The sequence below is a fragment of the Streptomyces sp. Ncost-T10-10d genome (assembly GCF_900091955.1).
GTDB lineage: Bacteria > Actinomycetota > Actinomycetes > Streptomycetales > Streptomycetaceae > Streptomyces.
Window position 1 is genome coordinate 13,688 of record NZ_FMDF01000127.1, and the last position, 24,177, is coordinate 37,864.

The 24,177-nt window shown below is 70.5% G+C and carries 20 protein-coding genes; 5 read left to right on the plus strand and 15 right to left on the minus strand.

Translation table 11 applies throughout. The annotated features are described in order from the left end of the window. Positions 1–91: 91 nt before the first annotated feature. Complete coding sequence (locus GA0115254_RS20195; RefSeq protein ID WP_093896680.1) at positions 92–1,330, plus strand: MFS transporter; 1,239 nt, start codon at positions 92–94, stop codon at positions 1,328–1,330. A gap of 118 nt (positions 1,331–1,448) precedes the next feature. Continuing rightward, the gene (locus GA0115254_RS20200; protein ID WP_093896681.1) at positions 1,449–2,180 is read left to right on the plus strand and encodes a flavodoxin family protein; all 732 of its coding nucleotides are present in this window, start codon (positions 1,449–1,451) and stop codon (positions 2,178–2,180) included. 76 nt (positions 2,181–2,256) lie between these two features. Here the strand turns inward: GA0115254_RS20200 and GA0115254_RS20205 are convergent, their stop codons facing one another. From GA0115254_RS20205 to GA0115254_RS20255, 12 genes are all read right to left on the minus strand, one after another. Continuing rightward, on the minus strand, positions 2,257–2,703 hold the full coding sequence (locus tag GA0115254_RS20205; RefSeq protein ID WP_093896682.1) for a nitroreductase family deazaflavin-dependent oxidoreductase: 447 nt from the start codon (positions 2,701–2,703) through the stop codon (positions 2,257–2,259). Positions 2,704–2,848: 145 nt separating this feature from the next. After that, positions 2,849–4,447 carry a PucR family transcriptional regulator gene (locus tag GA0115254_RS20210; protein WP_093896683.1) on the minus strand — a complete coding sequence of 533 codons (1,599 nt, stop codon included), beginning with the start codon at positions 4,445–4,447 and terminating at the stop codon, positions 2,849–2,851. A gap of 2 nt (positions 4,448–4,449) precedes the next feature. Next, positions 4,450–5,364: a serine hydrolase gene (locus tag GA0115254_RS20215; protein ID WP_093896684.1), complete on the minus strand. Its 915-nt coding sequence runs from the start codon at positions 5,362–5,364 to the stop codon at positions 4,450–4,452. After that, positions 5,361–6,467 (minus strand): o-succinylbenzoate synthase, encoded by a 1,107-nt coding sequence (gene menC / locus GA0115254_RS20220; RefSeq protein WP_093896685.1) that lies wholly within the window; start codon positions 6,465–6,467, stop codon positions 5,361–5,363. The genes GA0115254_RS20215 and menC overlap by 4 nt, the downstream gene beginning before the upstream one ends. Next, on the minus strand, positions 6,464–7,312 hold the full coding sequence (locus GA0115254_RS20225) for a GNAT family N-acetyltransferase (protein ID WP_093896686.1): 849 nt from the start codon (positions 7,310–7,312) through the stop codon (positions 6,464–6,466). The genes menC and GA0115254_RS20225 overlap by 4 nt, the downstream gene beginning before the upstream one ends. Next, the gene (locus GA0115254_RS20230) at positions 7,309–8,127 is read right to left on the minus strand and encodes a M20/M25/M40 family metallo-hydrolase (protein ID WP_370740907.1); all 819 of its coding nucleotides are present in this window, start codon (positions 8,125–8,127) and stop codon (positions 7,309–7,311) included. The genes GA0115254_RS20225 and GA0115254_RS20230 overlap by 4 nt, the downstream gene beginning before the upstream one ends. Before the next feature lie 329 nt (positions 8,128–8,456). Further along, on the minus strand, positions 8,457–9,827 hold the full coding sequence (locus GA0115254_RS45275; RefSeq protein WP_256102697.1) for a serine hydrolase domain-containing protein: 1,371 nt from the start codon (positions 9,825–9,827) through the stop codon (positions 8,457–8,459). 50 nt (positions 9,828–9,877) lie between these two features. Further along, the gene (locus tag GA0115254_RS45280; RefSeq protein WP_218105567.1) at positions 9,878–11,818 is read right to left on the minus strand and encodes a S9 family peptidase; all 1,941 of its coding nucleotides are present in this window, start codon (positions 11,816–11,818) and stop codon (positions 9,878–9,880) included. Then, complete coding sequence (locus GA0115254_RS20240; protein WP_093896687.1) at positions 11,815–12,588, minus strand: ABC transporter ATP-binding protein; 774 nt, start codon at positions 12,586–12,588, stop codon at positions 11,815–11,817. Before GA0115254_RS20240 ends, GA0115254_RS45280 begins: the two co-directional genes overlap by 4 nt. Continuing rightward, positions 12,585–14,501: a dipeptide/oligopeptide/nickel ABC transporter permease/ATP-binding protein gene (locus GA0115254_RS20245; protein ID WP_093896688.1), complete on the minus strand. Its 1,917-nt coding sequence runs from the start codon at positions 14,499–14,501 to the stop codon at positions 12,585–12,587. The genes GA0115254_RS20240 and GA0115254_RS20245 overlap by 4 nt, the downstream gene beginning before the upstream one ends. A 2-nt stretch (positions 14,502–14,503) precedes the next feature. Then, positions 14,504–15,490, minus strand: a complete 987-nt coding sequence (locus GA0115254_RS20250) for an ABC transporter permease (protein ID WP_093896689.1) — start codon at positions 15,488–15,490, stop codon at positions 14,504–14,506. Continuing rightward, positions 15,490–17,100 (minus strand): ABC transporter substrate-binding protein, encoded by a 1,611-nt coding sequence (locus tag GA0115254_RS20255; RefSeq protein WP_093896690.1) that lies wholly within the window; start codon positions 17,098–17,100, stop codon positions 15,490–15,492. Before GA0115254_RS20255 ends, GA0115254_RS20250 begins: the two co-directional genes overlap by 1 nt. Positions 17,101–17,312: 212 nt before the next feature. Between GA0115254_RS20255 and GA0115254_RS20260 the strand changes: the two genes are divergently transcribed. Together GA0115254_RS20260 and GA0115254_RS20270 are read left to right on the plus strand one after the other, a co-directional pair. Next, positions 17,313–17,879 carry a DUF4291 domain-containing protein gene (locus GA0115254_RS20260; protein ID WP_093896691.1) on the plus strand — a complete coding sequence of 189 codons (567 nt, stop codon included), beginning with the start codon at positions 17,313–17,315 and terminating at the stop codon, positions 17,877–17,879. 811 nt (positions 17,880–18,690) lie between these two features. Next, complete coding sequence (locus GA0115254_RS20270; protein ID WP_093896693.1) at positions 18,691–19,497, plus strand: SAM-dependent methyltransferase; 807 nt, start codon at positions 18,691–18,693, stop codon at positions 19,495–19,497. Positions 19,498–19,629: 132 nt separating this feature from the next. Here the strand turns inward: GA0115254_RS20270 and GA0115254_RS20275 are convergent, their stop codons facing one another. Next, positions 19,630–20,139, minus strand: coding sequence for a mycothiol transferase (locus GA0115254_RS20275; protein WP_093896694.1), 510 nt, complete (start codon positions 20,137–20,139; stop codon positions 19,630–19,632). Positions 20,140–20,350: 211 nt separating this feature from the next. Here GA0115254_RS20275 and GA0115254_RS20280 point away from each other — a divergent pair, with 211 nt between their 5' ends. Further along, on the plus strand, positions 20,351–21,274 hold the full coding sequence (locus GA0115254_RS20280; RefSeq protein ID WP_093896695.1) for an aminoglycoside phosphotransferase family protein: 924 nt from the start codon (positions 20,351–20,353) through the stop codon (positions 21,272–21,274). 35 nt (positions 21,275–21,309) lie between these two features. Here GA0115254_RS20280 and GA0115254_RS20285 read toward each other — a convergent pair whose 3' ends face one another. Both GA0115254_RS20285 and GA0115254_RS20290 read right to left on the minus strand, forming a co-directional pair. Further along, entirely contained in the window at positions 21,310–22,929 is a 1,620-nt protein-coding gene (locus tag GA0115254_RS20285) for an APC family permease (RefSeq protein ID WP_093896696.1), read from the minus strand. A 171-nt stretch (positions 22,930–23,100) separates the two neighbouring features. After that, the gene (locus GA0115254_RS20290) at positions 23,101–24,111 is read right to left on the minus strand and encodes an MsnO8 family LLM class oxidoreductase (RefSeq protein WP_093896700.1); all 1,011 of its coding nucleotides are present in this window, start codon (positions 24,109–24,111) and stop codon (positions 23,101–23,103) included. Positions 24,112–24,177: the final 66 nt, after the last annotated feature.

The window sequence follows — 24,177 nt, forward strand, 5'->3', positions numbered from 1 at the left end:
AACATGCTACCAGGTGGGGCTACGGTCAGCCTGGTAGCAAGATGCAACCAACATGATCGAGGGGTGCCACGTGGCCGGCAGGGAGAGAACGATGCGATCCGAGAAGGCAGACGGGGGGACACCGGCTCGCACCCTGTCCGGACGCACGACAGTGCTGTTCGCGGCCGCGTCCGGTCTGGCGGTGGCCAATGTCTACTTCGCGCAACCCCTGCTCGTCACCCTGAGCCGGGACTTCCGGATCAGTGCGGCGACCGTCGGCATCGTCGTCACCCTCACCCAGATCGGCTACGGCCTCGGGCTGTTCCTGCTCGTGCCCCTGGGCGATCTGGTCGACCGGCGGCGCCTCGTCGTGACCCAGCTGGCACTGCTGGCGACGGCACTCGTCGCAACCGGGACCGCGGCCACCGCACCGATCCTGCTGACCGCCCTGGCCGCGGTGGGCTTTCTCGCCGTGGTGACGCAGACCCTCGTGGCGTTCGCCGCGTCGCTGTCCGCCCCGGACCGACGCGGCCGCGCGGTCGGCCTGGTCACCAGCGGAATCGTCATCGGAATCCTGCTGGCCCGCACGGTCTCCGGTGCACTGGCCGACCTGGCGGGCTGGCGATCGGTCTACCTCACATCGGCGGCACTGACCCTTGCGCTCACCCTGTCCCTGCATCGCGTGCTGCCACGACGCGCCACACCACCCACCTCCATGCGATACATGCAGCTGCTTCGTTCCACACTCGTCCTGTTCGCCGAGGAACGCGTACTCCGTGTCCGGGCTCTGCTCGCTCTGCTGATCTTCGCCGCGTTCAGCACCCTGTGGAGCTGCGTCGCGCTGCCGCTGAGCGAACCCCCGCTGTCGCTGTCGCACACAGCGATCGGCGCGTTCGGGCTCGCCGGGGCGGCGGGCGCGCTGGCGGCCGCTCCGGCCGGGCGCCTGCACGACCGCGGCCTCGCCGGGTGGACAACCGGCGTAGCACTGGCCCTGCTCACCGCGTCGTGGCTTCCCCTCGCCCTCACCCGGCAGTCGCTGACGGCACTGGCGATCGGCGCGATCACCCTCGACCTCGCCGTGCAGGCCGTCCATGTCACCAGCCAGAGCCTGATCTACGCGGTCCGTCCCGACGCGGGCAGCCGTCTGATCGGCGGTTACATGGTCTTCTACTCGGTCGGCAGCGCTACGGGTGCCGTCGCCTCGACCACCGTCTACGCGATGGCCGGATGGGGCGCGGTGTGCGTTCTCGGTGCCGCGATCAGCGCAGTCGCGCTCCTCGTGTGGGCGGCGACCCGCAATGACAGGCCTGCGGCAGGCACGACCGGAGCGCCGAGCGCACCCACCGGATGACCAGGCCGGACTTGCTGCGTATGGGGGGCACCCGCGCGCCTACCGCTCGGTACGGCCGCATATGACGGTAGACCGGGGTTCACGCCACTTCCCCGTATACATACCGAGGAGCCCCCGCATGTCGTCGCCCGGCCGCACCGATGAAACCTATCGCTTCGACGATCTGCGCGCGCTCTACCTCAACTGCACACTCAAGCGCTCCCCGGAGACCAGCAATACGCAGGGGCTGATCGACCACAGCCGCGCGATCATGGAGGAACACGGCGTCACCACCGAGGTGGTCCGGGCCGTCGACCACGACATCGCGACCGGCGTCTGGCCGGACATGAAGGAGCACGGCCGGCAGACGGACGCCTGGCCGGAGCTGTACGAGAAGGTGATGGCCGCCGACATCCTGGTGCTGTGCGGGCCGATCTGGCTGGGGGACAACAGCTCGGTGATGAAACGGGTCGTCGAGCGCCTCTACGCCTGTTCCAGCATCCTCAACGACAAGGGCCAGTACGCGTATTACGGCCGGGTGGGCGGCTGTCTGATCACCGGGAACGAGGACGGGGTCAAGCACTGTGCGATGAACCTGCTCTACAGCCTCCAGCACCTCGGCTACACGATCCCTCCGCAGGCCGATGCGGGCTGGATCGGGGAGGCGGGGCCCGGCCCGTCGTATCTGGACCCGGGATCGGGCGGTCCGGACAACGATTTCACCAACCGCAACACCTCGTTCATGGCCTGGAACCTGATGCATCTCGCCACGATGCTGAGGCGTGCTAACGGCATCCCGGCCTACGGCAACCAGCGCTCCGAGTGGGATGCGGGCTGCCGCTCGGACTATCCCAACCCGGAGCACCGCTGACCGCGCCCCCCGCTGACGAGGCCGCGTCCGAGGGAGGCACGGCGGGCGTGCGGCCCATGCCTCCCCCGGGCGGTCGTCAGTGCTGTGCGGCTGCCGGCTCCAGGACGAAGACCGGAATCTGCCGGTCGGTCTTGAGCTGGTAGTCGGCGTAGTCGGGGAACGCCTCGACCGCGCGCCGCCACCACACCGCCTTCTCCTCGCCGGTGACCTCACGGGCGTTCATGTCCTGTCGGACCGGGCCGTCCTGCAACTCCACACGGGGGTCGGCCACGATGTTGTGGTACCAGACGGGGTGCTTGGGCGCGCCACCCTGCGAGGCGACCACGGCGTACGTGCCGTTGCGCTCGACCCGCATGAGCGGGGTCTTGCGGATCTTGCCGCTCCTGGCCCCGCGGGTGGTCAGGATGATGACCGGCAGGCCCCGCATCATGGTCCCCTCGGTCCCACCGGAGCTCTCGAACAGCTCGACCTGATCGCGGACCCACTGCGCGGGGCTCGGCTCGTACTCACCCTTGAGAGGCATGGCATCTGTCCCATCGTCGACATTCGGTTACGCAGACACGCGGACATGCGGGCACAGGTGCGTCCCGCCGCTCCGAGAACTCTTTCATCATTCCGCCATCCTGGGCCGGGCGGATCCGCGTGTCCTGGCGGCAGTCGGGCCGGCGTCAGGGGTGCGGCGGATTCAGCCGCAGTTGCAGCATCGCTTCGAATCTCGCCTCCGGGTCGTTGAGATCGAGGCCCGCCACCACGGCCAGCCGCTTGAGCCGGTAGCGGAAGGTGTTGGGGTGGATGTGTACGGCGGCAGCTGCGGCGGCCACATCGCCGAAGGTGCTCAGCCATGCCTCCAGAGTGTCCGTGAGGGCGGTGTTGTGCTGGGCGTCGTAGGCGCGCAGCCGGATGACCGGGCCGTCGGGGAGATCGTCCTCGGCGGCGATCCGGTCCGTCAGCTCCTCCAGCAGCGAGGCGGCATAGACGTCCGACAGCCTTGCGGCCCGGCGCTGCGAGCGGCCGGAGCCGAGAACGCGCAGCGCCCGGTCCGCGTCGGCGCGGGAGCGGCGCAGTTCGGCCGGACGGGCGGCGACCCGGCCGATGCCGATGACGGCGGGGACACGGTTGCCTATACGTCCCAGGAACGCCTCGGCCACCCGTAGCGCGTGCTCGTCCGAACTCGTGGGCAGCACCGCGTAGGTGACGCCCCCGAGTGAGGCCGCGGCCGTACGGGGATGGATCGCGGCCAGGTGCAGGGCGAGGGCCTCGGCGATGCGGTGGCCCGCGGCCACCCGGTCGGGCGCCGACGGCTCGCCGGTCACCGCGAGCGCCAGTACGCAAGCGGGCTGCGCCGACAGGCCGAGCCGTACGGCGGCCTGCGGTGCGTGCGTGCCGCCCTCCAGGACCGTGGCGAGCAGATCCGCGCGCAGCCGGCGTTCGACGTCCTCGCCCGTGCGGTGGCGCAGCAGATGAAGGGCGGCCACCTTCGCCGCCTCCTGCAGGGCCTGTGTACGGTCCTCGCTCAGCGGTCCGTCGACCACGACCCAGATGGACCCGAGAATCTCGCCGCCTGCGCGGACGGCGACCGCGACGCGGGGTTTGTCGGAAATACCGGCCACATAAACGGGTTCTTCCTTGCGGTAGAGGGCCTGGAAGGCGCCGAGTTGCTCCAGGGCGCGCAGCTTCTCGGCGGGCACCTGGCGGTCGAGGATGGTCGCGATCCTGGCGTCGTCACCCTCGTCCTGCCTGCTGGAGAAGGCGAGCACCCGACCGCCGCGGTCCTCGACGGTGACCGGGCCGTCCAGCAGTCCGGCCGTCGCGTTGGCCAGCGCGAACAGGTCACCGGCGAGCGGCTCGGCGCTGTCGGCCTCGTCGGGGCCGCCCACCGTCCCCAGTTCGTCGACCGCGAGCAGCGACCGCAGCAGGGCGGCCACCTGGGCCCAGGACGCGCCGGGGGTCAGACCGAGCACGGTCAGGCCGGTGCGCGCGGCTGCCTCGGCCACCGGCCCGTCCACCGGGACCGGGGACCGGACGACCACGGCCGCCGCGCCGAGCCCGGCGGCCCGGTCGACCAGGGCGGCGACCGGCTCGGCGCCGTACACGCCGACGCCGAGCACCACCGCGCCGGGCAGCCTGGCCGGTTCGTCCAGCGGGTCCTGGATGAGTACTCCGCTGACGGTGCGGGCCGGGTCGGCCTGCCCGGCCACCACCTCGATCAGCGTCGATCCCAGATCATTGAGGATCCGGCCGAGCACGGCCCGCGGCTGCTCCGTCATCTTCACAAGGTAGTTGATCGGAGTTCGTCGACGGCGAGCGCTGCCACCTGCCCGATCACCCGGTCCGCCCGGGAGTTGTGCAGGTCCGGCCGGTCGGACCGGGTGAAGACTGCCACCGCCCAGCGCCCGCCGTCGCGGTCCTCGATCACCCCGGCCTCGTTGCGCCAGCCCGGCAGCGTCCCGGTCTTGCCTGCGACCCGGTAGCTGTCGTCGAAGCCGGACCACAGTCGGTGCGGCCAGATCTGCTGGGACATCACGGCCCGTACCTCGGCGCAGGCTTCGGCGGGGCCGGCCTCGTCGCGCCAGATCTGGACCAGCAGTTCCGCGATGTCGCGGGCCGTTCCCCGGGTGGTGCGTTCGGGCACGCACACCGACAGCTCCAGAAGCTTCTTGGGCCCCTGCGCGGCAAGTGCCGCCATCCTCGCGTGCGCCTCGACCTCGGTGGTCGCGCCGAGGTCGGCGAAGAGCGAGCCGGTCAGCTCCAGACAGCCGCCGACCAAGTGGGTCCGTCGCAGGCCCAGTTCGGCGAGCAGTCCATTGACGGTGTCGAGACCGACCCGGGCCAGCACCACATCGGTGGCTGCGTTGTCGCTCATCGTCAGCATCATGTGGACCAGGTCGCGCAGGCTCATCTCGATCGGGTCGGCGCAGCCGGAGGTGCCGATGCCGCCGTCGCGGTAGTGCGGGTCCACCGAGTGGCGCTCGGTCCTGTCCAGCCGTCCTGCGGCGGCCTCGCGTGCGTAGGCGAGTGCGATCGGGATCTTGAACACGGAGGCGAGGCAGACCGGTTCGTCCGCCGCGACGCCGATCGTGCGGTCGCCGTCGATCTCTCGGGCGAAGAAGTACCCCTGGACCTCGGCGTCGTCGAACGCCGTCCGGATCCTGCTCTCGACGGTGACTGACACAGTTGCGGTCATCGGCTGATCCATTCGGTCGATTCGGTCACTTCGGCCAGCTGCTCGGGGATCGGGGAGAGTCCGAGCCCCGGTGCGCGGGGCACGTCGAGATGGCCGTCCTTCAGCACGAACGGTTCGGTGATGTCGGTCCGGTAGTACCGGTCGGATGCGGAGGTGTCGCCGGGCAGGGTGAAGCCCGGCAGGGCGGCGAGGGCGACATTGGCGGCCCGGCCGAGGCCGGTCTCCAGCATTCCGCCGCACCAGACCGGGACACTGTTCGCGGCGCACACGTCGTGGATCCGCCGTGCCTCCAGATAGCCGCCGACCCGCCCCGGCTTGATGTTGACGACCGAGCAGGCGCCCATGGCGATCGCGTCGGCCGCCGAGCGGGCGGAGACGACGGATTCGTCCAGGCAGATGGGGGTGCTCACCCGCTCGGCCAGTGCTGCGTGGCCCCGGATGTCCTCCTCGTCCAGAGGCTGTTCGATCAGCAGCAGCCCGTACGGGTCGAGCCGGGCCAGCTGTGCGGCGTCGGCAAGGGTGTAGGCGGTGTTGGCGTCCACCTGGAGCAGTACGCCGTCGCCGAAGCGCTCCCGGACCGCGCGTACCGGTTCCACGTCCCAGCCGGGTTCGATCTTCAGCTTGATCCGCAGATAGCCCTCGGCGAGATAGCCGTCGACGGCGTCGAGCAGTGCGGGGATCGAGTCCATGATGCCGACCGACACCCCGGCCGGTACCCGCTCGGCCGTCGCTCCCAGCCACTGCCCCATCGACAGTTCATGGGCGCGCAGCCAGGCGTCCAGTACGGCGGTCTCCAGTGCGGCCTTGGCCATCCTGTGCCCCTTGAACGCGGCCAGTGCCGGAGCCACCGCCCAGGGGTCGAGCGCCGGCAGGGCGGCGAGCGCGGGCACGAGATGGCTGCGCAGCACGTCCGCCGCGGCCGCGGTGTACTCCGAGGAGTACAGCGGATCGGCCATGGTGACGCATTCGCCATAGCCCTCATGGTGTTCGGTCTCGACCCTGACCAGCAGGATCTCCCGGGTGGTCATGGTGGCGAACGAGGTTCGGAAGGGTGCGACCAGCGGCATCGCGATCCGGCGCAGTTCCACACCGACGAGCTTCATGCCTGCCTCTCCTGACGTTTGTCGATCACGTACCAGCCGTCCCGGGTGAATCCGGTGACGGTGTGTCCCTCGGCCATCAGGCCGCCGAGTACCTCGCGCAGCGCGTACCGCCATTCGCGGGCCAGGGGCGGGTCGGTGCGGCGCAGGGTCTCGATCTCCGTGGGGATCCGGACGAGGACGGTGTCACCGTCCCGGCGCCCGACGGCGGGGCCGCCGTCGGGCTTGGCGTCCAGACCGACCACGGCGTGTGCACCCGCGTCGTCGACCGTGACGATGTGAGGAGTGCCCGCGGCGGAGGCGACGGCATGACGGCCGATCAGCTCCCAGCGGACCATCAGCCGGTCCGTCTCGGTCCCGGCATTGACCTCGTCCTGCATCGCGCCGTAGAAGTCGGCCAGGTACTCGCTCGGCGCCGCCCCCAGTTTGGCCAGGTTGAAGTAGGCGTTGCGGCTGATCAGCGGGTCGAAGGTCCAGGTGACCGCGGTGATGCCACGGGCCAGGGCCCACGCCCGCTGATGGAGTTTGACGGCGAAGCCGACATTGCGGCCCCGGACGCTGTCGTCCACCCCGGCGATGTGCGAGTGCAGTCCGGCGGTGGCCAGGAAGCCCAGGCAGAATCCGACCATCCGGCCACCCTGGTGGACACCGACGACATAGCTGCCGGAGTGGGCGAAGACCCGCAACAGCTCCGGGGTGATGATCGGGTTGCCGGGATCGGGCCGCCAGACCCGGTCCAGCACCTGGCAGGCCGCCAGCATCTCGTCCAGCCCGTGCAGCTCCGTGACGGTCACGCCGGCACGGTGCGCGGCCAGATCCGCCGCGGCAGCCGCCTCCGTACCGTTCATGTGGTCACCCGGCCGGGCACGGACAGCGGCTCGCGTACGAGCGAGGCCACCAGAGAGGCCACCAGTGCCGCGCGGCGGGGCAGTTCGGCGACGACCACATGCTCGTCGTCGGCGTGCGCCCCGCCGCCCACGGCCCCGAGCCCGTCCAGCGTGGGTGTGCCCGCTCCGGCGGTGAGGTTGCCGTCGGATCCGCCGCCGACCGCGACACCGCGCAGTGGGCCGAAGCCCAGCTCCGCGTAGCAGGTTCGGGCGAGTTCGAACAGCTCCGCCGACGCGCTCGTCTGCAGCGGCGGCCGGTCCGGTCCTCCGGCGAGCCCCAGCGAGGCGCCCGCGAGCACCGGCGCGAGACCCTGCATGGCACGGTCCACCCGGTCCTGTTCGGCGACCGTCTCCACCCGTACGTCGACCAGCAGCCTGGCCGCATCGGGCACCGTGTTGCGGGTGGTGCCGGAGGAAGCCACGGTCGGCGTCACCGTGGTGCCGGTCGCCGGATCGGCGAGTGCGGTCAACGCGAGTACCTGGTGGGCCAGTTCGGTGGTCGTGTTGACCCCGCGATGGGGTTCGAGTCCGGCGTGCGCCGCGCGTCCGGTGATGTTCAGCTCATAGCCGGACACACCCTTGCGCGCGGTTTTCAGCGCGCCGCCCTCGCTCGCCTCCAGGACGAGTACGGCCCCGGTTCGGCGGGCCTCGGCCTCGATCAGGGTGCGCGAGGTCGGGGAGCCGATCTCCTCGTCGCCCGTGAGCAGGACCGACACCCCGTCCAGGTCGTCGAGCACCGACAGCGCGTGGAACAGCTGTACCACGCCGGCCTTCATGTCGAAGCAGCCGGGCCCTGTCAGCCCGTCCCCCGGCCACCTCGAAGGGATGCCCGGCCAACGAGCCCACCGGCCACACCGTGTCGAAGTGGCCGAGCAGCAGCACCCGGTCGCCGGAGCCGAAGCGCCAGCGCAGAGCGGGCGTCCCCGAGCCGTCGAGCCACTCGGGCGGGGCGCCGGTCAGCCGGGTGCCGAGCCCGGCGACGACCCGGGCGCAGTCGGCGACGGCTGCCAGGTCCTCGGTGGGGGACTCGGTGCGGACCAGCTCCTCGATGTCAGTCAGCAGGTCCGGCAGCCCCGTCTCCAGGGCAGTGGCGATTGCGGTCACGTCAGCCCGCCTTGGGGGTGGCTCGGCCACCGTGGTGAATGTAGGGCGTACCGTCGGCGAGTGTGTAGAACACGACCGGGAGCCAGGGCTTCATCTCCGGCCGCTGCACCACGAACAGCCCCGGCTCGACCGGGTGCAGCTCGTACTCCTGCTCCGTGTCGGGGGTCAGTTCGGCCAGCGGTCCGGTGATCCGGTTGAGCATCACCAGGCCGCCGTCCCGCTCCACGATCTCGACCCGGCTGGAGAGCCGCTCGTACACACCGACGTAGTCGGCGGGGTCCACCGCCACCGGCTCCGTGGCCGGCTGGATGCCGGTGCGCATCGTCACACCGGCCAGCTCCTGGACGATCTCCGCGAACACGTCCCGGTGGAGGCTCATGGTGTCACCGCCATTGGTGAGCAGGCAGATCGCCAGGTCGGACTCGGGCAGCACCCGCAGAAACGCGCTCTGCCCGATCGTGCCGCCGTCGTGTCCGTACACCCGCTGTCCCCCCCAGGTGTCGAGGAACCAGCCCAGCCCCCAGGCGTGTCCCAGGATGTGCGGGTCGGGGAGCTCGACCTGCGGGGTCTGCATGGCGGTGACGCCCTCGGCCGAGAGGATCTTGGTACCTTCCTCGGTGACGCCGTTGTCGAGGTGCAGCCGGGCGAACTGCAGTACCTCGCGCGGCGTCGAGCAGATCAGTCCGGCCGGTCCGGCCGAACGCATCAGCCCCCACAGCGGGGCCTGAACCGGCGGATCCCCCAGATGTCCGATGGCGGCACGGAAGCGCAGCGCCTCCTCGGGCAGGGTCACGGTGTGCGTCAGGCCGAGCGGACGGAACAGGCGCTCCCGCATCAGCTCGTCCCACTGGACGCCGGTGACGACTTCCAGCACCCTGCCGAGCAGTGTGAAGCCCGCGTTGCAGTACGACATGGTGGCACCGAGCGGGTGGTTGGGAGTGCCCTCGCCCAGCAGCGCGGCGTACTTCTCCAGGCAGTCGTCGCCCCGGCCGGTGTCGGTGAAGAGGTCGCCGTCGATGCCGCTGGTGTGGTCCAGGAGATGCCGGAGCGTGACGCCACGGGTCAGCTCCTCGTTCGCGAGCCGCAGTTCGGGGAGTACGGAGACGATGGGCGCGTCCAGTTCGAGCAGGCCCTCGTCGACCAGGGCCATGGCCACCGTGGCGGTCCACACCTTGGAGATCGAGCCGATCTGGAACAGGGTGTCGGTGGTCGTCTCGATCCCGGCGTCGGTGTTGGCCAGGCCTACGGCCGCCTCGGCGATCAGTTCGCCGCGGTGCAGGATGCCGAGACCGGCGCCGGGGACGGAGTGACGGGCCGTCAGTTCGGTGAGGCGGGCGGTCCAGCGGGCGGACAGGTCGGTGGTGTCGATCATTTTCGGCTCCAATTCCGTTTCGTTCAGGGATTCCAGGGTGTTCAGCGGGTTCAGCGGTCGGTGTGCGTCGTGACCCATTCGGTCAGTCGGCGGGAGTAGTCCTCCCGGTGCGAGGGCCGGCCGTCCAGGAGGAACAGGTGCGAGCCGCCGGGGTACACGACCAGCCGGACCGGCACGTCCCGGCTGCGCAGGGCGTGGAACCACTGCTCGGCCTGGCCGACCGGGCAGGTGTAGTCCGTACCGCCGTGCAGGATCAGGGTGGGCGCGCGCACCGCGTCGGCATGGCTGATCGGCGAGAGCGCCGTCAGCCGTTCCGGGTCGCCGATCTCGTGGGCGGCGATCAGATGTCCTTCTTCCGAGGTGCCGGCCATGCTCTTCAGATCGACCAGGATGCCGCCCGGTACGACGGCGGCGAAGAGGTCGCTGCGGGCGGAGAGCCAGCAGGTCAGATAGCCGCCGTAGCTGTAGCCGGTGAGCGCGATCCGTTCCGGATCGACGAGTCCCTCGGCGACGAGGGTGGCGACCGGTTGCAGGACGTCCTGTTCGTCGGTCTCGCCCCAGGCGCCCACGGCGGCCGTGTAGAACGCCTCGCCGTAGCCGTCGCTGCCGCGGACGTTCAGCGTCAGGATCGTCCAGCCCTGCGAGGCCAGCTCCTGGTGGTAGAGGTGGACCGGGTCGGAGTGCGGCGCCCACGCGTTGTGCGGGCCGCCGTGCACGTCGACCAGCAGCGGCCCGCCCGCGGGTGTCTGCGCGGCACGGGTGATCATGCCGTGCACCACTGTCCCGTCCGAGATGGTGAACTCGCGTTCGGTGACCGGGTGGAGGGCGATCTCGGGCAGTGACCGGGCCATGTGGTCGGTGAGTCGCGCGGGCTGTCGCCCGGCCGAGGGCTCGCCCGGTTCCCCGGACGTCCAGGCGTCCAGGTCGAGCAGAGCGATCTCGGCGAAGCTCGACGCGTCGGAGACCACCACCGCCGCTCGCCCGGCCTTCGTCGCGACCGAGCAGCCGCTGACCCCGGTGCCGGCGGGCAGCGGGGACGCGCTGATCCCGGCCGCGTGCACCCGGTACAGGCGAGTGGCGCCCCGGTCGCGGGCGCAGAACACGATGTCGTCGCCGTGGAACTGAGGCAGCGCGCCCGGGTAGCCCGGGCCGCCGCCCATGACGTTGCGGTCCAGGGCTGCGCTGAGGGACACCGGCGCCGACCCGTCCAGGGGCTGGCGCAGCAGCTCCAGGTGGCCGACGCCGAACGTGTTCCGGCCGACGACGAGCAGCGCGGACCCGTCGGGGAACCAGTTCACCGGGCCGGCGAGACCGCCGGCCGGGCCGACCCGGCGGGGCTCGGGCGCGTCTTCCCCGATCCCGACGACATGGGCGGCCGAGGTCCCGAGGAGAGCCGCGTCGGGGCCGCTCTGCGCCGGGTAGGCGAGCTGCGTGCCGTCGGGCGACCAGGTGGGCGAGCCGACGTGCCGGTCGGCCTCGGTCAGCTGCCTGACCTCGCCCGATTCCGTCCCGACCACGAACAGTTGCGTCCGGACCGACCCGATCAGTCCGACACCGTCCGCCTTCCAGCCGAGGGCGTCGATGACGACGGGAGCGCTGTCGTCGCGCCGGGTCGCGGGGGCCGAGAACGCGATCTGTGATCCGTCCGGGCTCCAGACCGGTGTGCCCGCCCCCGCCGGGCACCGGGCGGGCGTGGTGAGCGCTACGGCCTCCCCTCCGTCGACGGGCAGCAGATGGAGCTGTCCCTCGCGCAGGAACGCCAGTTGCGTCCCGTCCGGGGACCAGCACGGCGCGGTGTCCGCGGGACCGCGGGTGAGCCGCCGGGCCGGGCCGCCTGCGCTGCGTACCTCCCAGATGGAACGCACCACGCGGTCGTTCTCGGCGTCCTGGGTGGTCAGTGTGTAGGCGACGCGTTCGCCGTCGGGGGACAGTGCGGGATCACCGGGGATCTCGAACCGGTACAAGTCGTCGATCGTCAGCGGTCGGATCATGACGCCTCCTCGGCGAGGGCAAGGGTGGGTACGCAGGAGATCAGGTTCCGGGTCGTCGGGTGCTCCGGTCGCTCCAGCACCCGTTCGGTGGGACCGCACTCGACAAGATGCCCGCCGTCCATCACAGCGACCTGGTCGGACAAGTAGCGGACGACCGCGAGGTTGTGGGAGATGAAGAGCATCGCGAAGCCCAGTTCGCGCTGGAGCCGGCGGAGCAGATTGAGCACCGCCCCCTGTACGGACACGTCCAGGGCCGAGGTGATCTCGTCCGCGATCAGCACGGCGGGCCTGGCTGCCAGGGCCCTTGCCAGGGCCACCCGTTGACGCTGCCCGCCGGAGAGCGCGTCCGGGGTGAGCACCGCCCGTGCGGGGTCGATACCGACGAGCTCCAGGCAGCGGGCCACCTCCGCGTCGCACGCGGCCCGGCGTTCGCGTGCTGGTGCCTTGCGGGCGGGTGCTTCGCGGGGCAGCGCTTCGGCAACCGTTGCACCGATGGTCATGCGCGGGTCGAGCGAGGCATACGGATTCTGGAACACCAACTGCACCGGGCTGCGCCCCCGCCGGCGCCCGGCATCGCCCCCGTCGACCAGTACGCGCCCGGACTGCATCGGGGCCAGCCCGACGACGGCCTTCCCGAGGGTCGATTTGCCCGACCCCGATCCGCCCACCAGTCCGGTGACCGTGCCCTCAGGCACCAGCAGGTCGACGTTGTCCACCGCGGTGAAGCGGCCGTAGCGCACGGTGACCCCGCGCAGTTCGAGTGAGCTCATGACGTCGCCTCCGCTCCGTGTGAGGTGGCCCGGTCGGGGGCGCCGGCCGTTACCGCGTCCACCGGGTACCAGCAGGCGACCTGTCGGCCCGGCCCGAAGCCGGCCAGCTCGGGGGCGTCGTCGTGGCAGCGTTCCCGGGCGCGTTCGCAGCGCGGTGCGAAGGGGCATCCCGCGCCGGCCTCCCCCGGTTCCGGCGGGCGGCCGGGGATGGTCGCCAGCTCGATGCCGGGATCCGTGGCCATCGTCGGGACCGCCCCCACCAGTGCCCGGGTGTACGGGTGGGCCGCGCAGCCGGTCAGCTGGGCAACCGGGAGGTCCTCGACGATCAGGCCTCCGTACATCACCAGGACCCGTTCGCAGACCTGGGCGACGACGGCGAGGTCGTGCGAGATCAGGAGCAACGCGGCGCCGGAGTCCTCGCGTACCTCGGCGAGCAGGTCGAGCACCTGTTGCTGGACGGCCACGTCGAGCGCCGTGGTCGGCTCATCGGCGATGATCAGTTGCGGCTCCCCCATCAGGCCCATCGCGATGACGGCCCGCTGTCGCATCCCGCCGGAGTACTCGTGCGGCCGCTGCCGGGCGCGCCGCTCCGGCGAGGGGATACGGACGGCGCCGAGCCGGTCCACGGCGCGTGCCGTGGCCTGTGCGCGGGTCGCGCCCAGGTGCACCTCGGCCACCTCGGCGAGCTGGCGGCCCACACGCAGGGCCGGATTGAGCGAGGCCATCGGGTCCTGGAAGACCATGGCCAGTTCGGTGCCCAGGCGCGGGTCCGCCCGCAGATCCTGCCCGTCGAAGCGGAGGGTGTCGGCGAAGACCCGTCCGGGATGCGGCACGAGGTCCGCCAGGGCCAGCGCGGTCAGGCTCTTTCCGGAACCCGATTCGCCGACCAGGCCGACGGCCTCTCCCACGCCGATGCTCAACGAGATCCCGCGTACGGCCTGGCGCCCGCCCGGGAACGTCACCCGCAGATCCCGCGCCCGGACCAATGCCCCGTCGTCACCGTCAGGGGCTGTTGCATCCTGCGGCTTCACCTGCTGCTGCAGCGTCGCCTCCCGGGCCTGCGGAGCACGTCGGCCGCCGGCCTGTGCGAGCACTTCACCGACCAGACCGAACATCAGCCCCGTGAGGACCACGGCCGCGCCGGGCGCGAGTGCCGCCGCCGGGTTCACATAGATCCGGTTCAACTGCTCGTTGAGCAGCCGCCCCCAGTCGTACTCCGGCGGCTGTACGCCCAGCCCGAGGAACGAGAGACCTGAGAAGGCGACCAGGATGCTCCCTGCCGCCTGCGTGGCGAACAGCACCGACGGCTCGGCGATGTTGGGGAGCAGATGACGTACCACCAGCTGGAACCGGCCCACGCCGAGGATCCGTGCCGCAGCGACATAGTCCGAGCCCGCGATCGACGCCGTCAGGTTCTGCACCAGCCGTGCCATGGGCGGGACCATGGCCAGCCCCACGGCGAACACCGCGCCGGTGCTGCCCACCCCGAAGATCGTGGCGAGAAAGAGCAGGAACAGCAGCCCGGGAAAGGCGACCAGTACGCCCACGGTGGCGCTGATCAGCCGGCCGAGGCGTCGGCCCACGACCGCCGGTGCCACACCGAGCAGCAGCCCGCCGCCGACCCCGATCACGGCTGCCAGCAGGGTGAGTCGCAGGGTCAGCCGGGTCGCCACCACCACGCGGGCGGCGATGTCGCGGCCGAGCTGGTCGGTGCCAAGGAGGTGGGCGGCACTGCTCCCCTGGTTGATCGCGTCCGTGTCGATCCGCGCGGCCTGGTCGCCGAACAGGACGGGCCCGAACACGGCGACCAGCGCCACCATCAGGCAGGCTGTGAGAGCGGTGACACCGATCGGCGTCCTGATCGTGCGCCCCAGCCGGTGCCGTAGCGAGGTGTCTTGGTCCTGATGAGGCATCGTCAACTCCCGCGGACGGTGGACTGGGGGTCGGCGACGGCCACGGCCACGTCGACGGCGAAGGTGATCAGCAGTGCGGCCGCCCCGTAGACCAGCACGACGCCCTGGACCAGTGGATAGTCCTTCTCGGTGATCGCCTGGACGATCGTGGTGCCGAGGCCGGGCCAGGCGAAGACGTTCTCGACCAGTACGGTGCCGGCGAGCAGCGAACTGAACAGCAGGCCCCCCAGGGTGAGCGAGGAGGTCAGCAGATTGGGAAGCGCGTGCCGCAGATAGCGCAGCCGGGCCGGAAGCCGCTTCGCCCGCGCCGTCAGCATGTAGTCCTCGCCGAGCACCCGCAGGGTCTCCACCCTGACGATGCGCGACAGCGTGGCCGCCGGGACGACGGTGAGTGCCAGCACCGGCAGTACGTAGGAGTCCATGCCGCCCCGCGAGGCCACCGGGAAGACCGGCCAGGCCACGGCGAACGCCGCGATCAGGCCGACCGCCAGCAGGAATTCGGGCACCGCGCCCAGGAAGCCGGTGACGCCGGTGAAGGCGAGCTCGCCGCGCCGTCTGCGGCCGTCCTTGGTCAGTACGGCGGCGGTCATGCCGACCGGGATGGCGAGCAGCAGAATGAGTACGAACGCGGGGACCGCGATCTGCAGGGTCGCCGGGAGCCTGCTGGAGATGATCTCGGAGACGGGCATCTGTGCGCCGATCGAGTCACCGAGCCGGCCCTGGAAGAGATGGCCCACGAAGTCGCCGTACTGCTTCAGCAGTGGCTGGTCCAGGCCGAGCGAGTGTCTGCGGGCGGCGATCAGCGCCGGGTCGGCGGTGGTGCCGAGGGCCGTCCGCACCGGGTCGCCGGGGATCAGATGGATCATCGCGAAGGCCGCCGTGACCAGCGCGGCCAGCGACACCATCAGCCGCCGGGTGCGGCGCAGGGCGAATCCGACCCAGGGGCTGCGAGCCGTCGTACCCAGGGAGTTCAGGGTGATCGTCGCCATCAGCCGGCGCTCCGCCGCAGAGTGCTGGGAATGATGCCGGCGCCGTCCACCTCGAAGGTGATGCCCTTTCCGTAGTACCGGAGCGGCCTGCTGACGATGGGCACGATGTCGACGTCCTTGACCAGGGCGGCATCGGCCGCTTCCCACAGGGCACATCCCGAGGCGCCGATCCTGGCCGAGGCCTGCGCGGCGAGGCGGTGGTAGTCGGCGTTGGTGATGGATCCGAAGTTGTTGCCCTTGGGCGGCGGCGGTCCGTCGTAGAACTGGGTCAGCTGGTCCGGGAGCGTGACTCCGATGGGTGCCCAGGCGACGTCCCAGTCGCCGCCGCTGAGGGTACTGAGGAGGCTGGAGGAACCCGTGGGCTTCGCCGATGCCTTCACGCCGAATGACGTCCACTGCTGGACGGCCAGTTCGACCGCCGAGGCGACCTGTGCGCCCTGATTGGTCGGATAACTGAGCCCGACGGTGAGGGGCTTGCCGCCCTTGGTCCAGGTGCCACCGGTCTTCGCCCAGCCGGCGGCGGTGAGCGCGACGGCGGCCTGCGCGGGGTCATGGCCGGGGAGGTTCCCGGTGACCGTGTCGCCGGTACAGGGGGTGGGGGTGGTCTCGCCGATTGCGGTGGCGGGTCTGCCCTTGCCGCCGGTGGCCACGTTTCCGAGCTGCTTCAGATCCAGTACGGAGACCAAGGCCTTGCGCACCGCCGGGTCGGCGCCCGGACGGCCGACGGCCTGGTTGAACAGGAACTGCCCGAACAGCGCCTCGATGCTCTCGTTCTTCACCCCGGCCGCGTCCAGCCGTTCCTGGTCGGCACCGCTGATCAAGGCCCCGCTGATCTGTCCGGCCATCAGGAGATTGGCCGCGGTCGACTCGTTGGCGACCACCTTGAACACCAGCTTGCCGGGGAGGCCCGCGCCGGTGGATCCGCGGGGCCCCCAGGCGTATCCGTCCCGCTTGACATACGTGTAGTGGTCGCCCGGAACCGCTTCGGTCAACCGGTACGGTCCGCTCGCGGCGGTGGCCTTGGCCAGCGCATTGGGCGCCGCCAGGCTCTTCTTGCAGAGCAGCGGCAGCAGCCGCGCCATCTGCACGATGAACGGCGCCGGTTTCGTCGTGGTGACGGTGACGGTCCGGCTCGCCCTGTCGGCCTTCGCGACAGCGGTGACGGGGACGGACAGCCCGAGCATCGGAGACTGGTTCTTCGGATCGGCGATGTAGTTGTACTCGGCGGCCACGTCGTCCGCGGTGAGCGGCGACCCGTCCTCGCAGGTCACCCCGGAGCGGATGGTGAACTGCGCGGTGGTGGACGTGGCGGACCATTTCTCGGCCACCCCTGGAACCGGCGAACCGTCGGCTGCGATATGCACGAGCGTGTCGTATGCGAAGGAGTTCATCGAAATTGCCGTGCCGGCCAGCGCTTTGGTGGGGCTGAGTGTGCCCGGGTCGGCGGCGACGGCGAGCACCACAGTCGACCCATCACCGCCGTCGGCGGACGAGCCGCCGCCGCAGGCGGCCGCGGTGGCGACCAGGCCGAGCACCGTGGCCACCGCGGCCGCCGACCGGGTACTGCGCGTCGTTCTGCTTCTCGTCTCCGTGCCTGCCGTGCTGGCCATGGTCACCTCCGAGGGAGCGGCACGCCGCCGCCGAGTGAGGGAACATTAGGCAGCCGCACAGCGGCCCCGAGTGGTCGCGAAGCACGAAAAACTGCCTCGCGGACGGTGCGCCACGACGAAGACGAACGCGAGAGTGCGAGGGCGTGAACAGTCCGGTCGGGCGGGGAGAAATCCGATCGCGCCGCGATGGGGTCCCTGGCACCCTGTGCCGCATGACCCCCCAGCACCAGGTACGAGCCCACTACGATGCCCGGACGATCGTGGTCTACCAGGCGTACTCACCGGCAGTCGCTGATCCGTCCCTACGGGCGAAACGGTTCGTGCCGCCGTTCTCGTTCAACCGGATGACCTGGATCAAACCGTCGTTCCTGTGGCTCATGCACCGTAGTAACTGGGCGCAGAAGTCGGGACAGGAACGCATCCTCGCGGTACGGATCACCCGTGCCGGATGGGAGGAGGCCCTCTCCCGGGCCGTGCTGACGACGGCCGACCCGACGGCCGCCGCCCGAGCCCCTGTTCACGTCCAGTGGGATCCCGAACGCTCGCTGCGGGGAGCCGCGCTCAATCACTACAGCATCCAGGTCGGGGTCGGACGCGGACTGATCCGCACCTTCGCGGAGGACTGGGTCGTCGACCTGACCGACGTCACTCCACAGGCCCGCAGGATCGCGGCGCTCAAGCAGAGCGGCCGGACCGCACAGGCCCAGCGGCTGCTTCCGCCCGAGCGGATCTACCCGATGCCGCCGGCCGTCGCGAGGAACCTTCTCATCGAGGTGTGAGTGCCGACTCCGCACCGGCATCGGCACACTCACCGGCCGATGCACTCACTCGCCATGGCGAGTGCAGCGGTTGCGGCAGCGTCTCTTCCTTCACGCTGCACAGTGAAACGCACGGTTCGGACACCGACTGACGCATTCCCGGCCGACGCGGTTGCCTCTACAGCGGTGGCTCGGTGAGGAGTTCAAGCAGCCACCGGAGAGCCTCACCTTTCGTTGCCCGGTCTCACGCAGTCCGTGAGCGGCGAGTCCGCGCTCCGCCCATTCAAGGGCTTCCTCCCGCCACGCCTCGTGTTCCCAGGGCGTCTCCGCATCGGGGTACTGCCCTCGGTCGGCGATTTCCGGCGCATCACGTTGCATCGCACCATCCCACCACCGTGCCTGCCTGGCCTTCACCTGGTTTTCGCGGCGCGTGCGACGACGACGATGTTGTCGCTCCCGGTCGTCAACGGCCCACGCGGCCAGTCCCCTTGGCTTCCGCTTCCCGCCCTGAAGGGCGCGACGAAGGCGGACCATCCGGCGTCGTGCACCGACTTGGCCATGCGTGTACGCGCGAGTCCCCTGACCGCCAGGTCTTCGACCCGACCGCAAGGGCCGCCGCGGTGTCTTCCGGTGGCGGCGCCGAAAACGGTGGGCACGGACAGTACGACAGGGCCGGGACCGCCAAATGCACCACAGCGGGTTCCTGTTGGCCGACGGTCCGTGACTGCGATCTCCCCGGATGCACCTCCAACAGGAGATGCATCCCCGTCCGGATCGTCGCCGGTGATCACTACGTCAGGCAAGCGCGGTTGGCATATGTGAGGATCTGGCCATGAGTACATCTTCGCAGTCGCCGGCCGACAGACTTCAGACGGACCGGCCGCATTCGGCACGTGTGTGGAACTACCTCCTGGGCGGCAAGGACAATTACTCCGTCGACCACCAGATGGGCGACATGATCCTCAAAGCGTTCCCGGACTTCGCCGCCATCGCCCGCCTCCAGCGGGCCTTTCTCGCCCGCGCTGTGCGCTTCCTGACCGCAGAGGCGGGCATCCGTCAATTCCTCGACATAGGCACGGGCCTGCCGACGGCCGACAACACCCACGAGGTGGCCCAGCGGGTGGCCCCGGATTCCCGGATTGTGTACGTCGACAACGATCCGCTCGTACTGACCCATGCCCGCGCCCTGCTCACCAGCACTCCCGAGGGCGCGTGCGCATACATCGACGCCGACGTCAGGGACGCCGACGCGATTCTCGCCGAGGCCGCCAAGACGCTGGACTTCAGCCGGCCGGTCGGGCTGACCATGCTGGGGATCATGGGGCAGCTCCCCGATGAGGACGACCCGTGGGCCCTGGTCGACCGGTTGGTGGCCGCGCTCCCCTCAGGAAGCTATCTGGCCCTCAGCGACGGCACGAACACGAGTGACTCGCTGAACCAGGCCGTCGCCTCCTACAACGCGAACTCGGCAAGCTCGTACCATCTGCGCAGCCCTGAACGGATCGCCGATTTCTTCCACGGCCTGGACCTGGTGGAGCCGGGCGTCGTGCGGACGTCGGCCTGGCGCCCCGACCCCGACCAGAGCCCGGCGGACGCCCTGCAGGGTCATGCGGTGAGCGGCGTCGGACTCAAGGTCTGAGACCACCGGGGTCCTTCGGAGCCGAGGACGCGCGGTCCGCGACCCCGGCTCCGAAGGACCAGGGGATGACACAGGGACCGGAGTGCGCCGACGCCGCCCGGCTGCACAACAGGCCCCCGCTCGCGTCGGGTTCTACCGGCGCTCGAGCGCGCCCCGTACGAAGGCCGCCTGGCCGGCGTGCTGCAGGTCGTCCGAGATGACACTGATCAGACGGACGCCGAGGGTGACCGGCGGCGACCATGCCTCGTCGACGATGCGGTTCAGAGCCCTGCCGTCGAGCCCGCTGATGAACCCGAGAGTCTGTTCATGCACGTCGTCGTAGTAGCCGAGCAGCAGTTCGGGCGAGCCCACCTGCACAGCCGCGACGTCTGCGGTGCTGTGTCCGTACCCGGTGGCATCCTTCGCGAAGGGCAGATCGAAGCGGGAGGCCCAGTCCCGGGTGAACCAGACCTGCTCGATACCTGCCGCATCCGAGATGTGGTCGTCCTGGATCCGGGTGAGGTGCCACACGAGCCACGCGATCGTGTTCGCTCCGTCGTCGAGGCGAGCGTGGAGGTCGGCGCGCGAAAGGCCCTCGACCACCGAGTGCACCGTCTCCTGGACGCGAGTGAACGCGTCCGTCAAAAGGTCAGCACTGTTCATGCCATCACCATCTCCGCTCTCGCGCTCCTCCCCTGCCACCGACACGCGCCGCGCACGACTCGGCCGCCGGTCACCGCCCCTGACGCACAGGGGCAATTCAGCATTCCGCGTAGGGTGGAGACATGAAGTGACGCATGTCCGGTATCCGGGCACCCCCGTGGCCTCCTTCGTGCCTGGGCGAACCCGATTCCGAAGAGGGGGAACAACCAACATGACCACGTCGAACCCCATCCACGTCCCCGACGCGTTCGCCGCGTCGTACGGCCGGACGGGCGGCGCGTCCGGCCGTGCCTGGATCACCGCGCTGCCGGGACTGGCCGCGGAGTTCCTGGACCGTTGGACACTGCGGCCGGACGGCCCCGCAGCACATGGCATGGCCTCACTCGTACTGCCCGTGACCCGCGCGGACGGTACACCCGCGGTGCTGAAACTCCAGCAGGTCACCGAGGACAACATCGGGGCCGCGCCAGGCCTGCGGGCGTGGAACGGCAACGGAGTCGTGCACCTGCTCGACCACGACCCGGACACCGGCACCATGCTGCTGGAACGACTGGACGCGGCCCGGCCGCTGTCGTCGGTGGCCGACGACACCGCGGCCGTGCAGATCCTCGCCGAGCTGCTGGCCCGCCTGGTCGCGGTGCCCGCGCCACAGGGTCTTCGACACCTGGCCGACATCGCCACGGCCATGCTCGATGAGGTGGCACGCGCCGTGCCGAGGCTGCGTGACCCTGCCGAGCAACAGCTGGTACGCACCTGCGCGGCAGCGGTGGCCGAACTGACCGGCGAACCCGGCGACCGCCTGCTGCACTGGGACCTGCACTACGACAACATCCTCGCCGGACAGCGGGAACCCTGGCTGGCCATCGATCCCGAACCCCTGGTCGGCGACCCCGGTTTCGAGCTGCTGCCCGCGCTGGACAACCGGTGGGCGCAAGCAATGGCGACCGGCGACGTGACCCGCGCGGTGCTCCGCCGCTTCGACCTGCTGACCGAGGTACTCGGCCTGGACCGCCGGCGGGCGACTGGCTGGACACTCGGTCGCGTGCTGCAGAACGCGTTGTGGGACGTCGCCGACGGCAGGACCGCACTGGAGCCGGCCCAGGTCGCCATCGCCACTGCCCTGCTGAGCCGATAGGCGCAGGATTGCCGCCCCCAAAGCCGGATGCGGGTTCAGAGCGCCGGAGCCGCGAGCGCTGCGCCCGGAGGCGTTCTGAGGTGGTCGGCGCCCGAGTGCACCGCCCACACGAAGACGCCGAGGGACACGACCGCGACCGCCACGGAGTCGTACGGTGCCGGCAGGTGGCCGGAACCGCCGAAGGTGCCGAGCCACGACAGCAGCGTCAGCGCGGCCAGATGACAGACCAGCCAAGCTCCGTGGAGCAACTCGACTCGCGGCGAAGGCCCCTCGCCACCACGCCGCTGCAGCAGGAACAGCGGGACACCGAGCAGGACGAGTGGCAGTGCGAGCCGCAGATCGTGCCACCCCGACCAGAAGACGAACTCGCTGGCCACGATGAAACTGACCGGCGCGATCCAGCGCACTCCCGGCACCTCGCCCTCCGTCCGTGGCGCTCCGCTCTCCCGCTCGTGTGCCCGGAACGCCGCGACGGCGACCGCCGACGCCGCGTAGATGAGCAGATACATGTCGCCCATCACGCTCACGATGTCCTGCCAGCCGCCGAACGGCAGCATGAAGACGATGATGACGGCAAGGTTGAGCACCAGCGCCCGGTGCGCCATGCCGGACCGGGCATCGATCCGCATGAAGAAGCGGGGCAGCAGGCCGTTCTTGGCGAGCGCGTACGTGTGCCGGGCATCGATCGCCACCCCCACGTAGGCCGAACCGCCGGGAGAGATCACCGCGTCGGCGTAGAGCAGGGTGGCCAGCCAGTGCAGGTTGAGCACCAGGGCAAGCTGCCCGAACGGCGACTCGAAGTCGACTCCCTGCCAGCCGTTGCCCAGCAGGGACTCGGGTACCGTGAACAGGTAGGCCAGTTGGAGCCCCAGGTAGACCAGCACGGCAAGGCCGATACCGGTGAGCACAGCGGCCGGCACGTTGCGTCGTGGATTGTGAGCCTCTCCCGAGAAGTCGAGCGGGGCCTGGAACCCGTTGACGGAGTAGACGATGCCGCCACCGGCGAGAGCCGTGAGGCATGCCGCGTAGCCGTACGGTGCGAAGCCGCCGTGGTCGGTGAGGCGGCCGGAGTGCGTGCCCGAGAGGAACAGCGCAACGACCGTGACGACGGGGACGACGACCTTGAACACCGACACCAGGTTGTTCAGCCGGGCGAACATCCGCACGGCGAACCAGTTGAGCGCGGTCAGCACGACGCTCAGCGCGACGGCCACACCGAGGCCCGTGGCGCTGAGGCTGCCGCCGTCGTACAAGCCGGGCAGATAGTGCGCGGCGTACTGCATGATGGCGCTGATCTCCGCCGCCGTACCGCCGACCGAGAGCAGGACGGACCAGCCGATCACCGTACCGACCAGTCGTCCGCTCGCGTACAGCGGCCAGCGCACGGTGCCTCCGCCCTCCGGACGGGTGGCCCCGAGTTCCACCATGACCAGGGCGACCAAGCCGCAGAGCGCACCGGCCGCGATCCAGGACAGCAGGGCGGCGGGACCGGCGGTCCGGGCGGCGTACATGGCCGCGAACAGCCATCCGGATCCCAGGATGTTGGAGAACCCGATCGCGGTCAGGCCCCAGAATCCGAGATCCTTGCGGAGCCGGCGCTCCTCGACCAGCACCGCAGGGGCGGCGAGCGACTCAGTCGGCTCGTTCTGCGGCACGTGGCACGTCTCCTCGGACGGTCGGGGACATACGAGTGCCCAGCGTGCCACGCGTGAGGGCGGTAACCGCCGAAGGATTGCCGCTCGAGGCGCCGATACGGGTGAACACTCCGTCAGCAGTCGGCCATTCATGACAGGGTGCCGTGCACACGCCTGCCGGTGGTCAGGCCGTCAGGTGGTCAGCTCCGCGATACGGGCCAGTCGGCGCAAGGAGTCCACCAGAGCCGCACGGTCGTAGGTACTGGTGGTGACCAGCACCTCGTCCGCCCGGGTCTCCTTGATGGCCGTTTCGAGCGCCGTGACCACTTGGTCCTCCGTGCCCTGGACGTGGCCGCGCAGTCCGCTCTCGTAGAAGCCGCGCTCCCTCTCCGTCATGGTCAGTGCCTCGACCCGCTCGGCAGGGGCGAGCGGCGGGAACACGCCATGGGTCCGGGAGTACGCCATGGACCACGCTTCCGGTATCAGGAGGCGTCGGGCCTCGTCCGCGCTTCCGGCGAGCGCGATCGTGCCCGACACGACGACGTACGGCTCCGCGGCCCAGGACGAGGGGCGGAACTCCTGGCGGTAGCGCTCGACGGCCCGCAGCAGCTTCTCACGGCCGCGGAGATCTCCGACGACCAGCGGCAGCCCTGCCGCCGCAGCGATACCGGCGCCCTCGCCGGTGGCCAGCACGAACGGGGCTATGCGCAGGCCCTCGGCGGGTCGGGCATGAACCTGCGGGTGGGCTCGCTGCGTGCCGTCCAGCCAGCCGAGCAGCTCGGTGAGCTGCCCTGCGAAGTCCTGCGCGTGCGACTTGTCCCGGCCGAGTGCCCTGCGGATGCCGTCGGTGAAGCCCACCGAGCGGCCGAGCCCCATATCGATCCGGCCAGGGAACAGTGACTCCAGCACCCCGAACTGTTCGGCCACCACGAGCGGTTGATGATTGGGGAGCATCACGCCGCCCGTTCCGACCCGAATGGTGGCTGTCGCCGCCGCGACGGCCGCGGCCAGCACGGTCGGCGCCGAACCGGCGACGCCCGGCACGCTGTGATGCTCGGACACCCAGAACCGGTGATAGCCCAGCGCCTCGGCCTCCTGGGCGAGGCGCACGGTGTCGCGCAGCGCGTCGGGGCCGTCGTACCCCTCACGGGTACGGGAACGGTCGAGCACGGAGAACCGGGTGGATGCGATCACGGAGCTCACACCCTTGTTCAACGTCCGGACCGCGCCAGGATTCCCCGGCCTGCCAGGGAGTCGGCGTGCGCGGCC